This is a genomic window from Acidovorax sp. Q11 (assembly GCF_054950075.1).
On the sequence record NZ_JBUDZG010000033.1, the window covers coordinates 1 to 17609 of the forward strand.

Sequence of the window (17609 nt, forward strand, 5' to 3'; positions counted from 1 at the left end):
GTGCGCCCAGGCTTTTGGTGCGCTGGCAGCCGGCGATGGAGCGTTGCAGGCGGTCCAGCAAGAGGCGCCGGTTGGGCAGGCCGGTCAAGGCGTCGTAGAAGGCCAGGCGTTCGATTTCCTGCTCTGCCAGCTTGCGGTCGGTGATGTCCATGGTGAAACCATGCGACACCACCGAGCCATCGGCTTCGCGGTGGGGCACAGCGTTGGTCATATGCCAGCGCACGCTGCCGTCCTGCATGCGCACGCGGTATTCGCACTGCCAGGGCACCAGCTTGCGCACCGACATCATGGCCGAGCGTTGCACCTGGGGCAGGTCTTCGGGCACCACACGGTGCATGAGCACGCCGTGGTCGGCGGTCACCTCGTGGGGCTCGACGCCCATGAACTCGCGCACCGCATCGCTGATGTACTGCACGCTGGTGGCGCCATCGGAATGCAGGCGGTACTCGTAGATGAAGCCCGGGATGCGGCTGGCAATGCGCTGGATGAACAGCAGCTGTTCGCGCAGCTGCTCGGCCGCACGGTGCTCGTCGGTCACGTCCTGCACCACGCCCATCACCACCTGCACCCCATCGCGCGGCAGCGTGCGCTGCACGCGCGAGCGCATCCAGCGCACCTGGCCATCGGGCCGGCGCCAGCGGTACTCCACATCCAGTCCGGACCCGCGCTCGCGGATTTTGTCGAACACATGGCGGTCTTCCGGCAGGATGCCGCTCACGGCGCGCTCCGGGTCCACCCATTCCTGTTGTTCAAAACCGGCGATGTTGCACAGGCCCGGCGACCACAGCAGCACGGTTTCGCCCGGGTCTTCAATGCGGCGCCAATGACCGGTGCGGGCCAGGCTCTCCATGGTGTTGAAGACTTCGGTCTGCTCGCGCAGCTCGCGCCGCACTTCTTCGAGCGAGCGCTCGGATGCGGCCAGCGCAGCACGCAAGGTTTCGGCCTCGGAAGCGTCGCGCACCGTGACCATGATGCAATCGTGGGTGACCCGGCGCGCCGACAGATCCCAGGCCAGCAGCAACCGCCCGGGCTCGCGCACCACCTGGCGGCACTCCAGCGGCACCCCTACGCGCACCACGCCATACAGCTGGTCCAACAAAGAGGTGTTCGCCAGCAGGTCGAACACCTCGCTGGCATCCGCACCGGGCGCACGCACGGCGCCCAGCCCCGGCATGCGGCGTGCGGCTGCGTTGGCCGCCAGCAGCACCAGTCGGCCGTTCTGCAGCCGGAACTCCATCAACGCCACCGGCACCGCATCCACCAGGGCCTGCAGGCGCGCCTGCGCCATGGGCTCGATGAGGCCGTCGCCCACGGGGGCGAGAAGGTCGGTCAACAGTTCGGACGAAATCACGGTCGCTCTGAAACCTTCGAATCCTGGGGTTGGGAAAAGCGCCCTCGCAACGGAGAGCGCCTGCGGTCAAAGCCAAGCTGCCAGCATACAGCCAAGAGTATGTCAAAACGTAACAAAGCTACAAAACCTGTGGCAAATCATTGAGGGGAAACCCCATGGGCAAGCTGCTACAGTCCACGCCTCATTCCCCCGCCCCCTGCATGTCCGACACGCTCGAACACCACACCCCCATGATGCAGCAGTACCTCGCCCTCAAGGCCGGGTACCCTGAAACGCTCCTGTTCTACCGCATGGGCGACTTCTACGAGGTCTTCTGGCAAGACGCCGAAAAGGCCGCGCGGCTGCTCGACATCACGCTCACGCAGCGCGGCCAGTCGGGCGGCCAGCCGGTGGTGATGGCGGGTGTGCCCTTTCATGCGCTGGAGAACTACCTGGCGCGCCTGATCAAGATGGGCGAGTCGGTAGCCATTGCCGAGCAGGTGGGCGAGGTGGGCGCCAGCAAGGGCCCGGTGGAGCGCAAGGTGGTGCGCGTGGTCACACCCGGCACTCTGACCGACACCGAACTGCTTTCCGACAAATCCGAATCGCTGCTGATGGCCGTGCACCAGGCGCCCCGCGCGCGCTGTGGTTTGGCGTGGCTGAGCGTGACGCAGGGCCGCGTGTACCTGGCCGAATGTGCGCACGACGAACTGGGCGCCTGGCTGGCCCGCGTGGCGCCCAGCGAGCTGATCTACAGCGCAGGCGTGACCGAGCGCTTTGAACAACAACTGCAGGTGCTGCGCCAAGGCGGCGCCTTCACCTGCCCCATGAGCCTGCGGCCCGACTGGCAGTTCGACAGTGCCCTGGGCGAGCGCAAGCTGCTCGAAAACCTGGGCGCGGCCAGCCTCCAGGCCTGGGGTGCACACGAATTGGGCGAGGCCCACGCCGCCGCCGCCGGGCTGCTGACCTACGCCGAGCACACGCAGGGCCGCACCCTCACCCACGTGCACAGCGTGCAGGTGCAGCGCAACGACGACCTCATCGACTTGCCCGCCACCACGCGCCGCAACCTGGAGCTGGTCAAGACCCTGCGTGGTGACGATGCACCCACGCTGTTCTCGCTGCTCGACACTTGCATGACCGGCATGGGCAGCCGACTGCTCAAGACCTGGCTGCTGGAGCCCCAGCGCGATCGCGCCGAGGCGCGCCAGCGCCTGTCGGCCACCACCGCCTTGCGCGGTGCGGGGGGTGCAGGCGGCGGCTCAGGGCCCTGGGTCACGCTGCGCGGCGAACTCAAGTGCGTGAGTGATGTGGAACGCATCACCGCCCGCATCGCGCTGCGCCAGGTGCGCCCACGCGAACTGGTGGGCCTGGGCAAAACGCTACAAAAATCAGAGCTATTAGCGCTTAATGGACGCGCGCCAGAGCCTTTTTTGGTTCAGATTTTCGGCCACCTTCACCCGCCCGAGGGCTGCACGGCGCTGCTGCAGGCCGCGATTGCCGAGGAGCCCGCCGCACTGGTGCGCGACGGCGGCGTGATCGCCACGGGCTTTGACACCGAACTGGACGAACTGCGCGCCATCCAGACCAACTGCGACGCCTTTTTGCTGGAGCTGGAAACGCGCGAAAAGGCCCGCACCGGCATCGCCAACCTGCGCGTGCAGTTCAACAAGGTGCATGGCTTCTACATCGAGGTGACCAGCAGCAACCTGGACCGTGTGCCCGACGACTACCGCCGCCGCCAGACGCTGAAGAACGCCGAGCGTTTCATCACGCCCGAACTCAAGGCGTTTGAAGACAAGGCGCTGTCCGCCAACGAACGCGCCCTGGCCCGCGAGAAATGGCTGTACGAGCAGATCCTGGACCAGCTGCAGCCGCATGTGCCTGCCCTCACGCGGCTGGCGCAGGCGCTGGCCACGCTCGATGTGCTGTGCACGCTGGCCGAGCGCTCGCTCACCCTCAACTGGTGCGCGCCGCAGTTTGTGCCCGAGCCCTGCATCGAGATCGAAGGCGGCCGCCACCCGGTGGTCGAGGCGCGCCTGGCCGAGACATCGAGCGGCAGCTTCATCGCCAACCACACGCGGCTCAACGCCAACACGCGCATGCAGGTCATCACCGGCCCCAACATGGGCGGTAAATCGACCTACATGCGGCAGGTCGCGCTCATCGTGCTGCTGGCCAGCATCGGTAGCCACGTGCCCGCCGCCAGTTGCCGCCTGGGGCCCATCGACGCCATCCACACCCGCATCGGCGCAGCCGACGACCTGGCCAATGCGCAATCCACCTTCATGCTGGAGATGACCGAGGCCGCACAGATATTGCACGCAGCCACGCCGCACAGCCTGGTGCTGATGGACGAGATCGGCCGGGGCACCAGCACATTCGACGGCCTGGCGCTGGCCAGCGGCATCGCCACGCACCTGCACGACAAGACCCGCGCCTTCGTGCTGTTTGCCACGCACTATTTCGAGCTGACCGAGTTGCCTGCCAAGGCGCGCCACGCGATCAACATGCATGTGAGCGCCACCGAGTCGGGCACCGACATCGTGTTCCTGCACGAAATCCAGCCCGGCCCCGCCAGCCGTAGCTACGGGATTCAGGTGGCCAAGCTGGCGGGCATGCCCTCGCCCGTGCTGCACCACGCGCGCCACGCGCTGGCAGCGCTGGAAGAGCGTGCAGGCGAGGACGAGTTGCAGGTGGACCTGTTCGCCGCGCCCGAGGTGCCCGAGAGCGCGGGCGCGAGCCCGCTGGAAGCTGCGCTGGCCAGTATCAACCCCGATGCCCTGAGCCCGCGCGAGGCGCTGGATGCGCTGTACCAGCTCAAGAAGATGGCGGGCTGAAGCGGCGACGCCACGCGCCGCCCTCCGCAGGCCGCCGCAGCCTCACAAGTCCTGCGCCACCGGCGCCAGCTGCCCCAACATGAAGGTGATGAATGGCGGCACACATTGCAGGTGCCCGGCCACCGGTTGCGCGCGGCATTCGGTCAGGCTGACCAGGTCGCCCGCGCCACGGTCCTGCATGGCGCGCAGGGTGCTGACCGAGCTGGCGTAGGGCACGGTGCGGTCATCACGGCCGTGGTACAGGCGCACGGGCACGTTCGGTTTCCAGTCATAGACGTTGCTGGCGCTGGCCAGGGCCAACACGTCATCGGCCAGGAAGTGGTCGATGAAGCGTGTGTCATAGGCTACGTCGGCATCGCCCGGGATGAGGGCGCGCAGCAGCAAGCGGCGCACCTCGCGCTGCACGCTGCCGCCCAGGTAGCGCAGGAAGCCGGGGTTGATGAGGGCGCCGATCAGCGGTTGTTCCTGCCGCACCAGATCCACCAGGCCGTCCATGGTGGCCTGCACGTTGTAGGGACCGGCGCCGGGCACCACCATGCGCAGTTGTTGGAGGTGAGGCGATGCGCTTGCTTGCAGCGCGCGGTGCGCGGCCATGGTGACGTAGCCACCTTCCGAATAGCCTGTGAGGAAGAGCTGCCCGTTGTCCACCACACCGGCCTGGCTGCGCCAGGTGCGGGCGGCGGTCAAAAAATCGACCGTGGCGGCGGCCGATGGCGCCGCCAGCAGGTAGGGGTGGGGCGTGCCCTTGGAGGCGCCAAAGCCCACGTAGTCGGGCGCGAGCACGATGTAGCCCAGCGAGGCCAGCACCACCGCCACCTCTGACGCCACGGCGTTGTTGCTGGGGGCCTCGGCGTCTTTGAAGAGGGTGCCGTGCTGGTAGCTCAGCACCGGGCTTCTGGCACCAGCTGCCTTGATGGGCACGCTCACCAGACCGGAGGCACGCACCTCGCGGCCATCGGCGTCGGCGGTGAGGTAGTCCAGCCGGTAGGAGGTGACGCCGTAGCGCGGCACCACGTCCTGGGCCAGAGACTCTTTGGCGGCCAGCGCGGCCACGATCTCGCTGGCCGGAATGGACCCGAGCAGGCGGGCGGATTCCAGCCGCCCCGAACGCTCGGGCGGGATGGGCGGTGTGGTGGGCGTGCCCCCGTCAGCCGGGGCGCTGCTGCCGCCGCCACAGCCCGCGAGCCCCACCGCCAGGCAGGCCCCCAGCACGGCGGCACACACACGGCGGGTGCCCGCCAGTTTCCACGAAGTCCCCATGATCCACCCCACCAGAAAGTCCAGCGCCGGATGATAGGGCGGCAGGCCCCACAGCGCCGGACCGGAGCGGGTTTGCCCCCGGAATCATGGTCAAAATTGCCGTTACCGCGCGACCATAAAGCAAAGTTTGCTATTGTTTTTATAACACCCATGCTTGCCATGGAGCGGGTGGCCGCCCGCCCCCTCGGGCCCAGGCACGCGCACGACTAAACTTGCGGGTTCCCCACACCACTGATCCACACCTGTTCATGACGTACTGCGTCGCCATCAAACTCAACGCCGGGCTGGTTTTCCTGTCCGATTCCCGCACCAACGCTGGTCTGGACCAGATCAGCTCGTTCCGCAAGATGATGGTCTATGAAAAGGCGGGCGACCGCTTCATGGTGCTGCTGTCGGCTGGCAACCTGTCGATCTCGCAGTCCGTGCGCGAGATCCTGCAGAACGAGCAGATCAAGGACGGTGATACTGGCGAAGCCATCACGATCTGGAACGCCAAGAGCATGTTCGATGCGGCCCGCGTGCTGGGCTCGGCCGTGCGCCACGTGCACGAGCGCGACGGCGCTGCGCTCAAGCGCTCGGGTGTGGACTTCAATGTGTCCATGGTGTTTGGCGGCCAGATCAAGGGCGAAGGCATGCGCCTGTTCCAGGTCTATTCGGCGGGCAACTTCATCGAAGCCACGTCAGAGACGCCGTACTTCCAGGTGGGCGAGTCCAAATATGGCAAGCCGGTGCTGGATCGCGTGCTCACCCCCGAAACGCCGCTGGACGAAGCCGCCAAATGCGCGCTGGTGTCCATGGACAGCACCCTCAAATCCAACCTGTCGGTGGGCCTGCCGCTCGACCTGGTGGTGTACGAGGCCGACCGGTTTGCCACCGACAAGGTGGTCTGCATCGACGAGAACAACCCCTACTTCCGCATGCTGCACGACAGCTGGGGCCAGAAGCTGCGCCAGGTGTTCGACAGCATCGAAGACCCGGCCTGGGGCGGCGGAGCGACCGAGGTGCCCATCATGGTGAGCCCCGCACGCAGCAAGCCGCTCAAGAAGATCACGACCCACACAGACCGGCTCATCTAAGAGACCCACCGGGCGCGCCACCGCCCTTCCCCAGCCCTGCCGGTACGCCTTTTGCCCATGCTCCCCATCGTTTTTTCTCACGCCAACAGCTTCCCGGCGGGCACCTACCGCCTGCTGTTCAAGCTGCTCAAGGCCCGTGGTTTCCAGATCAGCGCGGTGGAGCGCTATGGCCACGACCCGCAGTACCCGGTGACCAACAACTGGCCCCACCTGGTGCAGCATCTGGCCGACTTTGCCACCGCGCAGGTGGAACGGCTGGGCCAGCCGGTGTTCCTGGTGGGGCATTCGCTGGGCGGCTTTCTGAGTGTGATGGCCGCCGCCCGCCACCCCGAGCTGGTGCGCGGCGTGCTGCTGATCGACTCGCCGCTGATCGGCGGCTGGAAGGCCAATGTGGTCGGCGTGGCCAAGCGGGCGCAGGTGGTGGGCTCGATATCGCCAGGCCGCGTGAGCCGCCAGCGCCGCTTCAGCTGGGCCAGCAACGAAGAGGCGCTGGAGCACTTCCGCAAGAAGAAGGCCTTTGCACGCTGGCACCCCGAGGTGTTGCAGGACTACATCACCCACGGCCTGCAGGACCAGGATGGCAAGCGCGTGCTGGGCTTTGACCGTGCTGTGGAAACCGCCATCTACAACACCCTGCCGCACAACCTGGGCCGCCTGCTCAGCGCCCACCCGCTGCAGTGCCCGGCCGCCTTCATCGGCGGACGCGACTCGGAAGAGATGAAGCAGGTGGGCATGGCCATGACGCTGCGCATCACCGAGGGCCGCACCATGATGCTGGACGGCAGCCACCTTTTCCCCATGGAGCAGCCGCAGGCCACGGCAGCGGCCATCGAGGCCGCGCTGCTCAATCTAGCCTCGCTCGCGCCTGACCGGGGCTGAGAGCCCGGGCCCGCTGCGTGTGGGCCTCTATATCACCAAACTCCCCGGCGCAGCGCCTGAAACAGCGCCGCAACAGCGACCTTTGATCAGGGCAAACAGGGAGCACGACGCCCAGGGCAATCCCCTACACTTGAGGATTGTTACAGCGTGATACACCCGACATGCCTGCACAGCCCTCCCTCACCTCGCGCCTGCCCGCGCTGAGCTACCTGCTCCTGGCTATTTACCTGGTCATCCTTGCGTTTCGCACCCACAACGACACGACCATGGCCCTGATGGTGGCCTCGGTGGTGATGTTTGCCTGCTGCTGGGCCAGCGCCACGCACCTGCTAGGCGCTCGGCCCGCGCTGCACCTCGTTCTGATAGCAGTCAGCTTTGGCTGGTTTGCCGAACAAATGGGCAGCACACACGGCTGGTTCTTCGGCCACTACACCTACACCGAGGTACTGGGTCCGCGGCTGGTAGGCGTGCCCATTGTCATTCCCATGATGTGGTTCGCACTGACCTACGCGGGTTATGTGATCAGCAATCTGATCGTCTGGCAGTCGCCGGTAGACGGTGCGCCGGGACTTGGCAATGCCGTCATGCTTTCGTTTCTGGCAGCGATGATCGTCACCGCGTTCGATCTGGGCGCCGATCCTTACTTTGTATACACCCTGAAAGCCTGGATCATGGCCAAGACCGATGGTGCCTGGTTTGGTGAAACGGTACAGGGCTTCTTTGGCTGGGTTTTCGTGGCATTTATGATCATCTTCAGCTTTCGCATTTCGGTGCGCAAACTCGCGCTTCGCCCTACCAGCCCCTTCCTGCGCCGCCATGCGCTGGTGCCACTGACCATCTACGCATCGGGCATGGTATTCCAGATGATTCTGGGCAATCCGGTGGAGATCCGCTCGATCGCACCGTTCGCCATGGGCATACCGTTGTTGTGCGCCCTGGCGGGCTTTCAGCGCTGGCGCGCAACGGCGGAGGCCACAGCATGAACCACAGCAACACCTTCTCACCAGCACCTCCGCCCGATTCGGAATTGGCAGCCATGCAGCACCACGCCGATCCGTTGGCAGACAAGACCATTGCCGACATCCTTGGCGACTGGCCCGCAGGGGATGTCGCAATGGACGCGCCGCAATGGGCGCGCATCGACACCGTGAACCGCCTGTTCGGCCAGTGGGCAGACAACGCAAGCTTGGTGAGATGGACCGCCCAGGGCGAGGGCGTGGATGCGGCCATTTCCAAAGCCTTGAACCACTACGTGGAGACCGCCCAAGTGCTGCCGCCGTGGGTTGATTCGAAAAAAGTAGAGCGCGCCGAGAAGCTCTTCACGGAGCATGGTGCGCTGTCGTGCATCCTGCTATTCTGCGCCAGCCTGCCTGAGTGTTATGTGATCCCCGATCTCTCCAGCGTGCTGCACACCTCGGGCCAACTGGAACAGAATGCAGAGTACCGCATCCGCTCCACTGCCGCGATGATCTTCCCCGTGATGATGCGCGGCGGCCTGAGCCAGCGCGGCGCAGGGGTGGCCCAGGTGCTCAAGGTCCGGCTGATCCATGCCACCATCCGCAACCTGATCCTGCACGGCAGCCCGCAAGACGCCGTCAAACAACTGCTGGCCGGGGGCAGCGGGCAGGTGGCACCACAAGCCCTGCCCATGGGCGGTGGGCGCCAAGCCATGTTCAAGACGCTGTATGCGCGCGGCTGGAACCTGCAGGGCGACGGCCTGCCCTGCAACCAGGAGGAGCTGGCCTACACCTTGCTTACCTTTGGCTACGTGTTTTTGCGCAGCCTGCGCCGCCTGGGGATTGGTTTGCGCCCGGCCGACGAAGAGGCCTACTTGCATGCCTGGAACGTGGTGGGCCACATCCTGGGCATCGACCGGGCCCTGATGGTGGACACCATGGACCAGGGCCAGGTGCTGATGGCCCGCATGCAGGCCCGGGGCCGCGCCGAACCCGCTGTGCCCGACCCCCGCCCCGCCCTGGGCCGGGCCTTGATGCAGACCATGGAGAACTCGCTGCCCTGGAGCATTGTGAAACCCTTCCCCGAACTAATGACCCGCTACCTGTGCGGGCGTGACACCGCCAGGGATTTGGGCCTGACCCGGCATCTGCCCTGGCTGTCAACGCTGCTGTTCTGGGGGGGATTGCTCATCGCACGGGCCATTGACGAGTTGTTGCGGACAGTGCTGGCACGCTTTTCCATTGTGCGGACACTCACCCGCATCCTGGGCTATCACTTCATGAGCGAGGTGCTAATGAGTCAGACCCGCCCCCTTCAACTGCCGACCGAACTACTCAATCAGGTGGACACCGTGGTCCACAGCTGGAGCGACGACCCCAATGCGCCGGGCTGGCTCAACCGGCTGGAAGACCGGCTCACCACGCGGGGCAGCTGGAATTTAAACCTCGCGGGCAAAACAAAAGGCACGCCATAGTGCGAGTCAATCCGACGTTTCGGCCCAGGAATGCGCTGACACTATCCAGCAGCGCCGCCATGCGGTTCCTGCGGCTCTGGTGGATAGGGTGCGTGCTCGCGGGCTTGACCGCGTCCTGTGCGCACGCGGCCGACGCATCCCTCGTGATGCGGCCCGAGGCGCGCAGTATGGACACATGGTCGGCCACCTCCATGCTGGCCGACGAATCGCGGAAGCTTACCGTACAGGACGTGCTAGCCCGGAGATCCGATTTTGCACCGCCACCTCGGACCAGCGGAAGCTTCGGGGTGCGCAAAGAGGCGATCTGGCTGCGTATTCCCCTGGTATCGTCAGTGGCCTCGAGCAACCAATGGATTGTCAACATCGACTTCGCAGTGCTGAACGAGGTGGACTTCTTTCTGACCGTCCAAGGCAAGGTCGTGCAACACGCCGCTCTGGGCAACCTGCGGCCTTTTTCGGAACGGCCCCAGCGAGGCCGAACGCCCGCGATGGCCCTGGACCTAGTCGCCGACACGCAGTATGAGCTTTTCGTACGCGTCTACACCGGCGGGGCCATGATCCTGCCCATCACCATCAGCAAGCCCCCCATCCTCGTGCCCCATGCACTGGGCGAACAGATGCTGCAGGGCGTGCTCGCCGGCCTAGCCCTGTGCCTAGGCATCTACAGCTTCGCCCAATGGGTTAGCCAGCGGGAAAAGCTGTTCCTGTACTACACGATGCTCGTGACCGGGAGCGCGGGCTTTTCGCTGCAGTTCTTCGGCATAGGCACCCAGTTCCTATGGAGCGACAACATCTGGATCGAAACCCACGCCGCTGGCGCAACGGGGCTGCTAGCGATAGCCGGGTCCTTCCTCTTCATGGGCCACGCGCTTCTGGGCCACGAGCCGGGCCACCGCTTTCTGCGCGCTATGAACGCGGGGGCCATGCTCAGCGGCGCGCTGCTGGCGGCGTTTGTGCTCGATCTCATCAGCACGCGCACGGCCACGGCCATCATCAGTGTGCTGGGCCCGGTGCCATCCCTCGTAAGTCTGCCCATCGCACTCGCCCGCGTGCGCAAAGGAGACCCTGTCAGCGCGACGCTGCTGGTGGCCTGGTTCGCCTACTTTGCCGCAGCCGTTGTCATGGTCGCGCTTGTGCAGGGCGCGCTGCCGGTGAACTTCTGGACCCTGCACTCCTTCCAGCTGGGGTCTGCGGCAGACATGCTGCTGTTCCTGGGGGTACTGGGCCAGCGCTCAGCCGCTCTGCGGGCGGCCACCGCCGAAGCGGTGCGCGAGCGCGACGTGATGCGCTCGCTGGCCTACACCGATTCGCTGACCGGGCTGCCGAACCGGCGCGGCCTGCAGCTGGCGCTCCTCGCAGCCCTGGCACGGTGCGGCCCCCAGCGGATGGTAGCGGTCTACCTGCTAGATCTCGACGGGTTCAAGCCGGTCAACGACACCCATGGGCACGACGTGGGCGATGACCTCCTCGTGTCCGTGAGCCAGCGGCTGCAAGCCAGCGTGCGCCAGCACACCGATGTAGTGGCACGGCTGGGAGGCGACGAATTCATCATCATGGCCCAAGACCTCGCCACTCCTGAGCAGGCGCACGAACTGGGCCTGTCGCTGCTGCAGGCCTTCGAGCCCCCCATTGCCCTAAGACAGCTTCACCTGCAGGTCGGGCTGACCATGGGCTACGCATTGGCCCCGCTCGACAGCGATGATCCGCAGGGGCTGATCCAGCTGGCTGATGCTGCCATGTACGCAGGCAAGCAACGTGGCAAGCACACGCTACGACGCGCTGGCGGTGAAGCGGCTCGCGTGCCATGACACGATGACCACTCCGACATCTACTCAGCAGCGTGCCAGCAATTATCTCGAAGACGGGGCAGCCGTTACCGTCGCATTGGGAGTGGGTGGCGGCAGCCCACGCGAATACTGCGCGCCAAACGTTGCCAGCATTCCTATACTCAATGAGCATTGAAGAACACCATGCTCCCAGCCTCCTCCCAGCGACCGTTGCAATGGTTTCCGGCTCAGTTCAGACGCTGGCTGTTGGGGTGCTTGCTGCTCGTGTTGAATGCAGGAAATGCCTGTTGGGCTGCGACACAGCCGCTGCTCTTGCGTGACGACCAGCCCTCGGTCAACGCCTGGCCTGCAGTCACGGTCCTTGTAGACCCGTCCCGGGTGTTGTCGGTGCAATCCGCAATGGCAGCGCCATCGGACTTCTCTGCACCTCCCGGAACCAATGGAACGCTGGGGGTGCAGCCTGATGCGGTGTGGGTCCGCGTTTCGCTGGCGGTGTCTCCCGCGTCAGACGGGGCCTGGGTACTGGACATCAACTACCCAGTCCTCAACCGCGTCGAGGTATACCTCGCCACCGAGGGGCTTATCAGCCAGCAAGCGACCCTGGGCAGCCTGCAGCCTTTCTCGCAGCGCCCGCTGCGCAGCCGCACACATGCCTTGGCCCTGAACCTGAAGCCCGGCCACCACTATGTTCTGCTGATGCGCGTTGAGACCCGCGGCGCGATGGTGCTGCCCATTTCACTCAACAAGCCAACAGCGTGGCACAGTGCCGCCTTAAACGAGCAAATGCTGCAGGGCGTTCTGACCGGGCTAGCGCTCTGCCTGCTGATATACAGCCTGGCGCAGTGGATTAATCTGAGGGACGTGCTGTTCGTCCAATATGCGCTTCTGCTCACGGGAAGCCTCCTCTTTTCACTACACCTCTTCGGCCTGGGCACCCAATACCTCTGGCAGGAAAACCCGTGGCTCGAGGTCCACGCGGCGGGCCTGTCTGCGCTGATGGCCACAGGCGGCTCATTTCTCTTCATCAGCCAAGCGCTTGTGGGCCACCGCCCCAAGAGCCGCTTGCTACGCACGATGCGGGGTGGTGCCCTTCTGTGCGCGCTTCTGGTTTTAGTGCATGTGCTGGACATCCTCAGTGCCTCGGCCACTGCGGCCATCGTGAGCGTTCTGGGCCTGGTTCCTGCGCTCATGGGCATACCAGGGGCCATTCGACGGACACGCCAGGGGGACCCCGTAGGCACCAGCCTGCTGCTGGCCTGGCTGGTCTACTTTGTGGCCACGGCCATCGTCATCGGCGTGATCAACGGCCGGGTGCCGGTGAACTTCTGGACCATGCACTCCTTCCAGTTCGGTGCAACGCTGGACATGCTGCTCTTCATGCGGGTGCTGGGCCTGCGCACCAAGGCCCTGCGGCTGGAGGCACTGGATGCCAACCGCGAGCGCGACGTGATGCGCTCCCTGGCACACACCGACCCATTGACCGGCCTGCCCAACCGGCGCGGGCTCAACATTGCGCTGGCGTCCGCGCTGTCGCGCTGCAGCCCCGAGCGGATGCTTGCGGTGTATGTGATGGACCTGGACGGCTTCAAGCCCGTGAATGACCAGCATGGCCATGACGTGGGCGATGAACTGCTGATCGCCGTGACCCAGCGCCTGCAAGGCCATGTGCGCCAGAGCGACCTGGTAGCGCGCCTGGGCGGCGATGAATTTGTGGTGATGGCCGGGCAGTTGCACAGCCTGCAGCAGGCGCAGGAGCTGGGCCACAAGCTGCTGGATGCGTTCCGCGCACCGTTCTCGCTGCAAAACGTACGCGTGGAGGTGGGCCTGACCATCGGCTATGCCATTGCCCCCCACGACGGCAACAACGCCATCGGCCTGCTCAAGCTGGCGGACGCCGCCATGTACAGCGGCAAGCAAGGCGGCAAGTTCTGCCTGCGGCGCAACACGGGCGACCTGGCGCTGTCGTCCTCCTGACCACGGCGGGACGCCCCCGCGCACATCGGCCCAGACCAGGCACGGGTCCAAAAAGCAACGCAGGTCATTTCCGACTGGTCAACCCGCTGCCTATCCAGTACACACGGGACTTCGTCTTTTCACGGAGGATCGTTCGCTATGGCCCATCGCAAAAGCCCTGCCCGCATTGCCAAAGACGCGCGTGTTGCGCATTTCCGCTCGCTGGCGGCCCCACAGGCTGCCGCCCTTCAGGCAGCTGTGGCGCCCGGCCCGGCACTCGCCTGGGATGCCATCGCTTCGCTGGAAGCCAGGCTGGTGGGCCGCATCGTCCTGCCCTCCAGCCCCGACTACAACGAGGCCCGACAAGAATCCAACCCCGCCTTCCAGGCCTATCCAGAGATCATCGTGTACTGCGCCTGCGAGAACGACGTGCTGGAGTGCCTGGCCGTGGCCCGCGCCTACAAAGTGTGGGTGGCCGTGCGCTGCGGTGGCCACAGCACGGCGGGCTATTCCGTCAACAGCGGCATGGTGGTGGACCTGAGCGACATGAAGGGCGTGGTGCTGGACCCGGCACGCGAACGGGTGCATGTGCTGCCCGGCACCGACTTCGACCATTTCAACGGTGCCATGAACCACACCGGCTGGCATGTGCCCACGGGGGCCTGCGGCAGCGTGTGTGTGGGCGGTTTTGTGCAGGGCGGTGGCTATGGCTACACCTCGCGCGCCTTCGGCATCCAGAGCGACCTGGTGGAATCCTTCCGCGTTGCGCTGGCCAACGGCACCATCGTCACAGCAAGCGCCCAGGACCACCCTGACCTTTTCTGGGCCCTGCGGGGTGGCACCGGCGGCAACTTCGGGGTGGTTTTGCAGGTGACCTACCGCATGCACCGGCTCGACCAGGTGTGGGCCTGGGCCATCAGCTGGGACCAGGCCCATGCCGCCCAGGTGCTCACGCTGATGCAAAAGAGCTTCATGAAAACCGGTGCTCCCGATGCGCTGGGCTACATGATGAACCTGGGCTACCAGCAAGGTGTGCCGGTCTACATGGTGCAGGGCATGTTCTGCGGCACCCGCGAAGCCGGCCTGCAGGCCATTGCGCCGCTGCTGGCCATCCCCAGCGCCCAGCTGCTGGTGGACAAGACCGGCACCTACCCCGAGATGAACATCTGGCTGGAGGACCACCCCTACACCCTGCCCGACAATCTCCCGGATGGCATTGCCGAAACCAAGGCCAGCGGCTACATCAACACCCCGCTGTCGCCCGCCGACTGGCAGCGCATCATCGACTACTTCAAAACCTCTCCCAACCCCTGGTCCTTGGCCTACCTGGAGCCCTATGGGGGCGCCATCAATCGCTACCCGGTGGCCGACAGCGCCTTCATCCATCGCCATGTGGATGCCGACCTGGTGGTGGATGTGTTCTGGCGTAACCCTGCGGAGCGCACCCAGATGGAGGCCTGGCTGGACGGATTCATGCAGCTGGTGAAGCCCTTCCTGAACGGGCATGTCTACCAGAACTACCCGGACGCACGCCTGTCGGATTTTGCGAACGCCTACTGGGGGCCCGCCTACCCGCAACTGCAGCAGGTCAAAGCCCGGTACGACCCCACCAACTTCTTCCACTTTCAGCAGAGCATTCGGCTGCCACAGGGCTGAAGAAAGGCGCGGGGCGAGCCCCGCCACCGCCCTTGCTTGATCAAGCGACCTGGGCGTAATGCAGCCGCCCCTTGCCCGCGCGCTTGGCCGCATACATGGCCTGGTCCGCGCGGTTCATGAGGGCATCGATGTCGCCCTCCATCGGGGGGTACATCGCCACGCCAATGCTGGCACCAATGGACAAATCGCGTCCATCCACCGCCATGGGCAGGTGCAGGGCCTCGATGATGCGGTGGCCGATGGTGTCGGTCACGTCGCGCGTGACCTCCTGGTCCAGCATGACCAGGAACTCATCGCCCCCGAGGCGCGCCAAGGTGTCGCCCACCCGCACCGTGCTGGCGATGCGCTGGGCCACAATGCGCAGCACCTCGTCCCCGGCGCGGTGGCCTTCGGCGTCGTTCACACTCTTGAAGCCGTCGAGGTCGATGAACAACAGCGCGACCGCCCCCGCACTGCGGCGGGCCTGCAGCAGCGACTGCTCCAGGCGCCCCTGGAAGGCCGCACGGTTGAGCAAGCCCGTTAATGAGTCGTGGTTGGCCAGGTAGTGCTGCTGGCGCGCGATCTGGATCTTGGCCGACACATCCTGCACCAGCGCCATGATGGAAGTAACCTGGCCGTCCTCGTCGGTCAGCGCCGAGTTGAACCACTCGCAATGCACCTCGGTGCCATCGCCGCGCACAAAACTGGTCTCGGCGCGGTTCTGCGCTTCTTCACCCGACTGCAGGCGGGACAAGGCCAGCTGCAGGCTGTTGTCCACGGAAGCCGGGTCGAGCAGGTCGGTGAGCAGCCGCCCCTCCAGACCCGCCACATGCAGCCAGCCCATGAGCTGCACCGCCCGCTGCGAGCAATGCAGCAGTTGCAGCTTGTGGTCCATCTCCAGCACCGCCAGCGGGCTGTTCTCCATATGGGAGGACAGCCGCTGATTGGCAGCGCGCAGCGCGTTCATGGTCACCTGCAGTTCGTGCACATCCAGCGCCGTGGTGATGAAGCCGTCGATGTCCCCCTGACTGTTGTGCCAGGGCGTGAGGCAGATGGTGCGCCACTCGTCAAAACCGTAAGGTGTGCGCAGCATGCGCTGGTACTGCACCCGTTCGCCCCGCAGCACACGTTCTACAAACGGCATGAAACGGGCACAGTCCTGCTCGCCATACACATCCACCAGCGTTTTGCCCACGAGGCGCTCTGGCGACATATCAAACCAGCGTGCGTATTCATCGTTGACGTAGATCATCGTCAGGCTGCGATCAATGACCGCCATGGTCGCACCCGCGCTGCGGGAGATCAGGTCCAGCAGCTCCGCCTTGGACCATGTTTGCTTCTGCGTAGCGGCGGAAGGCAGTGGCAACTCAGGCTCGTCTTGCATCATGCGGAGAAAGCCCATCGGGGCATGGTCATCAACAGGAAGACTAAAGCCCCTTGTGGCTTGCCGCCGCAGGGGCACTGACAGCGGCCTGCAACGCGCGGCAGTGGGGTTGCCGCAGCTTATCACTTTCGGTAACAGTTTCGCCCACCCCCGATGGAGCGGCGGGCTTTGCCCGGTTCCTCAGCGGCAGCAGCGGTAGGCCAGCCCCACAGACACCGAGTAGCCCACTGGCTCCACCGTGAGGGGGCTGCGGCGTGCGTCGCCCTGGAGCTGCGACACCCGGGCCGAACCCAGGATCACCCAGTGGCGGTTGATGGCCGACATCACCTCCACCCCACCGTCCACGCTGTAGAGACCCGCTCGCGGATCGAACGCAGGCAGCGGGCTCGCGCCACCCGCAGGCACGCCAAAGTGCCCCCGCAGGTAGGCGCGGTCGCCAAAACTGGCACCCGCGCCAATGGTCACCTTGGTCTGTTCGGTAAGGGGCCAGGTGTAGCCCACGCTGGTGGACAGCTGGGCACCGCCATCGCGGCCCAGAATGTCCTGCGACACCCCCGCCCCCACCGACCAGCGATCGGTGATGGCGTACCCAGCGCTCAGCCGCGCGCGCAGCGTGGAACGCACCGACGGCAAGCCCACCAGGATAGGGGCGTCGGAGCCGTCGCGGCCCTTGTCGATGCGCAAGGCCGCGCTCAGGCTGAAACGGTCGCTTTGCGCCAGGGTGGCACTGGCGCCCGATTCGCGGGAAGTCCCCAGGCCATGCCCCATGAAGGCGCTGCCGCGCGAAGTGCTCAGGCGAAAGCGCCCATATTCAACCGCCCAGGCGGGCCGCAGGCTGCTCTTGCGGCCATCGCCGCCCGCATAGTCCGGGCCGTTGCTGGCAATGGCCCCCAGGGCGTAGTGGAGCTTGGGCCCGGCGGGCTCGTCCAGGGCCGCAGCGTTTTGCGCCCAAGCGGGCAGCAGGGCCCACCCCGACACCAGAGCCAGAACGCCAGAACGCAAAAAAATCAATCCGGTAGAGCTGCGCATGAACG

12 protein-coding genes are annotated in these 17609 nt (G+C 65.5%); 8 read left to right on the forward strand and 4 right to left on the reverse strand.

The features are described from left to right. A partial coding sequence (locus ACYZGB_RS19490; RefSeq protein WP_462390505.1) for a PAS domain-containing protein occupies nucleotides 1-1333 on the reverse strand: 1333 nt, incomplete at its 3' end. 218 nt (nucleotides 1334-1551) lie between these two features. Between ACYZGB_RS19490 and mutS the strand changes: the two genes are divergently transcribed. Continuing rightward, the gene (mutS, locus tag ACYZGB_RS19495) at nucleotides 1552-4170 is read left to right on the forward strand and encodes a DNA mismatch repair protein MutS (RefSeq protein ID WP_462390540.1); all 2619 of its coding nucleotides are present in this window, start codon (nucleotides 1552-1554) and stop codon (nucleotides 4168-4170) included. A gap of 42 nt (nucleotides 4171-4212) precedes the next feature. Here mutS and ACYZGB_RS19500 read toward each other — a convergent pair whose 3' ends face one another. Then, a complete protein-coding gene (locus tag ACYZGB_RS19500) occupies nucleotides 4213-5430 on the reverse strand; it encodes an alpha/beta hydrolase family protein (RefSeq protein WP_462390506.1) in 1218 nt (405 codons plus the stop codon). A gap of 248 nt (nucleotides 5431-5678) precedes the next feature. On the opposite strand from ACYZGB_RS19500, the gene ACYZGB_RS19505 reads away from it, so the two are divergent. The 7 genes from ACYZGB_RS19505 to ACYZGB_RS19535 all read left to right on the forward strand — a co-directional run bounded on the left by ACYZGB_RS19505 (nucleotide 5679) and on the right by ACYZGB_RS19535 (nucleotide 15212). Beyond that, nucleotides 5679-6506: a peptidase gene (locus ACYZGB_RS19505; RefSeq protein ID WP_462390507.1), complete on the forward strand. Its 828-nt coding sequence runs from the start codon at nucleotides 5679-5681 to the stop codon at nucleotides 6504-6506. A 57-nt stretch (nucleotides 6507-6563) separates the two neighbouring features. Beyond that, the gene (locus ACYZGB_RS19510; protein WP_462390508.1) at nucleotides 6564-7385 is read left to right on the forward strand and encodes an alpha/beta fold hydrolase; all 822 of its coding nucleotides are present in this window, start codon (nucleotides 6564-6566) and stop codon (nucleotides 7383-7385) included. A gap of 161 nt (nucleotides 7386-7546) precedes the next feature. Next, nucleotides 7547-8368 carry a carotenoid biosynthesis protein gene (locus ACYZGB_RS19515; RefSeq protein WP_462390509.1) on the forward strand — a complete coding sequence of 274 codons (822 nt, stop codon included), beginning with the start codon at nucleotides 7547-7549 and terminating at the stop codon, nucleotides 8366-8368. Then, nucleotides 8365-9816 carry an oxygenase MpaB family protein gene (locus ACYZGB_RS19520; RefSeq protein ID WP_462390510.1) on the forward strand — a complete coding sequence of 484 codons (1452 nt, stop codon included), beginning with the start codon at nucleotides 8365-8367 and terminating at the stop codon, nucleotides 9814-9816. Before ACYZGB_RS19515 ends, ACYZGB_RS19520 begins: the two co-directional genes overlap by 4 nt. Before the next feature lie 59 nt (nucleotides 9817-9875). Next, the gene (locus ACYZGB_RS19525) at nucleotides 9876-11624 is read left to right on the forward strand and encodes a diguanylate cyclase domain-containing protein (RefSeq protein WP_462390511.1); all 1749 of its coding nucleotides are present in this window, start codon (nucleotides 9876-9878) and stop codon (nucleotides 11622-11624) included. Nucleotides 11625-11915: 291 nt separating this feature from the next. Next, nucleotides 11916-13577: a diguanylate cyclase domain-containing protein gene (locus ACYZGB_RS19530; RefSeq protein ID WP_462390512.1), complete on the forward strand. Its 1662-nt coding sequence runs from the start codon at nucleotides 11916-11918 to the stop codon at nucleotides 13575-13577. Between the two features lie 138 nt (nucleotides 13578-13715). Beyond that, nucleotides 13716-15212 carry an FAD-binding oxidoreductase gene (locus tag ACYZGB_RS19535; protein ID WP_462390513.1) on the forward strand — a complete coding sequence of 499 codons (1497 nt, stop codon included), beginning with the start codon at nucleotides 13716-13718 and terminating at the stop codon, nucleotides 15210-15212. A gap of 40 nt (nucleotides 15213-15252) precedes the next feature. Here the strand turns inward: ACYZGB_RS19535 and ACYZGB_RS19540 are convergent, their stop codons facing one another. Together ACYZGB_RS19540 and ACYZGB_RS19545 are read right to left on the reverse strand one after the other, a co-directional pair. Continuing rightward, nucleotides 15253-16578 carry a diguanylate cyclase domain-containing protein gene (locus tag ACYZGB_RS19540; protein ID WP_462390541.1) on the reverse strand — a complete coding sequence of 442 codons (1326 nt, stop codon included), beginning with the start codon at nucleotides 16576-16578 and terminating at the stop codon, nucleotides 15253-15255. Between the two features lie 177 nt (nucleotides 16579-16755). After that, nucleotides 16756-17604 (reverse strand): MipA/OmpV family protein, encoded by an 849-nt coding sequence (locus ACYZGB_RS19545; RefSeq protein WP_462390514.1) that lies wholly within the window; start codon nucleotides 17602-17604, stop codon nucleotides 16756-16758. Nucleotides 17605-17609: the final 5 nt, after the last annotated feature.